The organism is Candidatus Effluviviaceae Genus V sp. (genome assembly GCA_014728125.1).
Classification (GTDB): Bacteria; Joyebacterota; Joyebacteria; order Joyebacterales; family Joyebacteraceae; genus WJMD01.
On the sequence record WJMD01000112.1, the window covers coordinates 1 to 3,461 of the forward strand.

3 protein-coding genes are annotated in these 3,461 nt (G+C 66.4%); 2 read left to right on the forward strand and 1 reads right to left on the reverse strand.

The window, feature by feature from the left end:
• Positions 1–209 (reverse strand): hypothetical protein (locus GF405_06990; GenBank protein ID MBD3367901.1); only part of this gene is annotated, 209 nt, incomplete at its 3' end.
• 210 nt (positions 210–419) lie between these two features.
• Between GF405_06990 and GF405_06995 the strand changes: the two genes are divergently transcribed.
• Positions 420–2,261 carry an amino acid permease gene (locus tag GF405_06995; GenBank protein MBD3367902.1) on the forward strand — a complete coding sequence of 614 codons (1,842 nt, stop codon included), beginning with the start codon at positions 420–422 and terminating at the stop codon, positions 2,259–2,261.
• Between the two features lie 127 nt (positions 2,262–2,388).
• Positions 2,389–3,461: sulfatase-like hydrolase/transferase (locus GF405_07000; GenBank protein MBD3367903.1), on the forward strand; the 1,073-nt coding region annotated here is incomplete at its 3' end.

Sequence of the window (3,461 nt, forward strand, 5' to 3'; positions counted from 1 at the left end):
CCGGCGATCGTGATGCCTTTCGTCACATTGAGGCTGTGCTCGTCGTATGTGCCGGACGCGATGAGCACGGTGTCGCCGGGAGAGGCCTCGCTGATGCCGGCGGAGATCGTTGGTTCGTCCTGCGGGACGCGGACGACGCCTGCGTGGGAGGAAGGGGCGCCGAGGATCAGCGACGCCGCGATCACGAGAAGAATGCTTCTGGCCGTCATGGGAGGAGCCTCCTGCAAGAGCATGCGACGATTACGGTGACAAAGCCTATGAGGGAAACGCCTGCTGAGCAAGAATACCACATGCTCGCGCCGGCGGTCCATGCGGTTTCGTGAGCTCTGCCGGTCTCAACTCACCCCTCGTGCTACCGGCGGGTTTCCGCTATCATCGCACCGTTCGAGTGAGTCCCACAACGGGAGGCCCGGAGCACGATGAAGCGACAGCTCGGCTTCTTCGCCGTCTTCTCGATAGCGGCCGGGGCGATGATCAGCTCCGGGCTCTTCATCCTGCCCGGGCTCGCGTTCGCGCGGGCAGGTCCCGCGGTCTTCGTCTCGTACGCCCTGGCGGGCCTGCTCGCGCTCACGGCCGTTCTGAGTCTCGCTGAGCTCACGACGGCCATGCCGCGCGCCGGCGGCGACTACTTCTTCATTACGAGGAGCTTCGGGAGCCTGCTGGGCTCGGTCTCCGGGCTCCTCAGCTGGCTCGCGCTCTCGCTCAAGAGCGCATTCGCCATCGTCGGCATCGCCGAGCTTCTGGTCGTCTTTTTCGGCTTCGACCTTGTGGCGGCCGGCCTCCTGGTCTGTGCGGGGTTCATCATCCTGAACCTCACCGGCGTCAGGGAGGCCGCGGGGTTCCAGCAGGCGCTCGTCGCCGGGCTGCTCGCCATCCTCGCCGCGCTCATCGTGACCGGCTTCAATCAGGTGGAGATCGCGCGGTTCGACCCGTTCATCCCCCACGGCCGAAACGCGATCGTCTCCACGGCCGGTTTCGTGTTCGTCTCGTTCGGTGGACTTTTGACGACCGCCAGCGTCGCAGGGGAGGTGCGGAATCCCCAGAGAACGATCCCGGCCGCGCTCATCTCCTCGCTCGTGGTCGTCACAGCGATCTACACGCTCGTGCCCTTCATCGCGGTGGGCGTGTTGCCCGCCGACCGGCTCGCCGCTTCCCTCACGCCGATCGCGGACAGCGCCCGTGCCGTCATGGGCAATCCCGGCTTCATCGCGGTGACCGTCGCGTCCCTTCTCGCCTTCATCACGACCGCCAACGGGGGCATCCTCACGGCCTCGCGCTACCCGCTGGCGCTCGCCCGCGACAGGCTGATTCCGGAGCGGTTCGCGCGAACCGGCGGCCGGTCCGGCGTGCCCACGTTCGCCGTTCTCGTGACGGGGCTCTTCATCGCCCTGTCGCTTCTCATCCGTCTCGACACGCTCATCAAAGCGGCCTCGACGGTCGTGCTGCTGACCAACGTGCTGGCGAGCCTCTCGCTCATCGTTCTCAGAGAGAGCCGGATCCAGAACTACCGGCCGACCTTCCGGGCACCGCTCTATCCCTGGCTACAGATCGTCAGCATCGTCGCCTTCCTCGCGCTGATCGCCGACATGGGGTTCGAGTCGATTCTCATCACCGCGCTCTTCGTCATCGCCGGCGTCTCGCTCTACCTTCTGTACGGCCGGCGCCGGGCCACAACGCAGTCGGCGCTCCTCCATCTTGTCGCTCGGATCACGGACCGGAGGATCGCTGGCAGGGGACTGGAGACCGAGCTCCGGGAGATCATCAACGAGCGCGACAGCATCGAGCACGATGCCTTCGACGAGGCCGTGAAGCGCGCGACGGTGCTCGATCTCGACGAGGGAATGGAGCGCGACGCGTTCTTCCGGCTCGTTGCGCGTCACGTGTCGTGCGGAGAAGCGTGCCCGAGCGAGGACGAGCTCGTCAGACTCATCTCTGAGCGTGAGGCCGAGAGCAGCACGGCCATCACCCCTTTCGCCGCTGTGCCCCACATCGTGCTCGACGGCGACGGCGTGTTCGAGCTGCTGCTGGTCAGGTCTCGCGAGGGTGTGCGCTTCTCCGAGGAGGCTCCCGCGGTCAAGGCGGGCTTCGTGCTCGTGGGAACGCGCGATACGCGGACGCTTCACCTGCGCGCGCTCGCAGCCATCGCCCAGACGCTCCAGGACCCGCGCTTCGAGGAACGCTGGATGGCCGCGAGGGACGCAGACAGCCTCATCGATGTACTGCTTCTGAGCGAGCGGCGGCGGACCGTCGAGAGCGCCTGAACCTCACGGAAACGAGTTTCGGCCGTCCCTTGAGAAGAAGTGTGCTGCTCCCCTGACAAGGATGTGAGCCGGTGTACCATTGCCGCGGGTTCTGAGTGCTCGGCGACTTGACTCGGAGAAGAGCTGCATGAAGCGCACGTTCTTGAGCGCGCTCCTGACGATGGCCGCTGTCGCGGCGCTGTTGCTTGCGTTGCTTGCTGGCGGCTGCAGCAGGAGTGACGAGAGACTGCCGAACATCGTCATCGTGGTGCTCGACACCGTCCGCGACGATGTGACAGACCTCAATGGCGACCCTCTGAACGGCCCGATGCCGACGCTCGGCTCGCTCGCGGGAGAGGGGACGACGTTCACGAACGCCTGGGCGACGGCCCCTTGGACGCTGCCGTCGCACGCCTCACTCCTCACCGGGCACCTGTCCTCGACCCACCTCTGCACGGGGCACAGTCCCGTGCTGGGGGCCGAGCACAAGACGCTGGGCGAGCGGTTGGCTTCGTCCGGGTACGAGACCGCGGCCTTTTTCAGCAACCCGTGGTTGACCGATGAGCTCAGCGGCGTGATGCGGGGCTTCCGCACGTCGTACGTCGAGTCGAGGGGCGATGACAGGATCCACGCCATGCGGGGGAGCCAGGGAGGGCTCGCCACGAACGCGAACATCGAGCGGTGGCTGGATGAACGCGACGGCTCGCGCCCGTTCCTGCTCTTCGTCAACTACCTCGAGGCGCATCTGCCCTACGACCCGTCGTCGGCTGTCCGCGAGCGGAGTCTGCCCGATCTTCCGCCGGACGACGTCGTCACGACGCGGTGGGCGTACGAATTCAACGCGGGTCTCCATGCGCCTGAGAACGTTGAGTGGAGCAGGGTCCGGCGTCTCTACATGGGCGACGCCGCGACGTCCGACAATCTGTTGAAGGACCTCATTGAGATGCTCCGTTCCCGCGGACTCCACGACGACGCCGTCATCATCGTCACGTCGGACCACGGCGAGAACCTCGGTGACTACGGCCTCATGGACCACCAGTTCGGCGTTCACGAGACGCTCATCGCGGTGCCTCTGGTGGTCCGAGCACCGGGTAGGCTCGAGGCGGGGATGCGGAACGACCCGGTGATGTTGACCGACCTCTACCCGACCGTGCTCGAGCTCGCCGGCGTCGAGCTCCCGGGAGACCGGCCGCACGCCAGGTCGCTCCTCGGTGCGCCGGC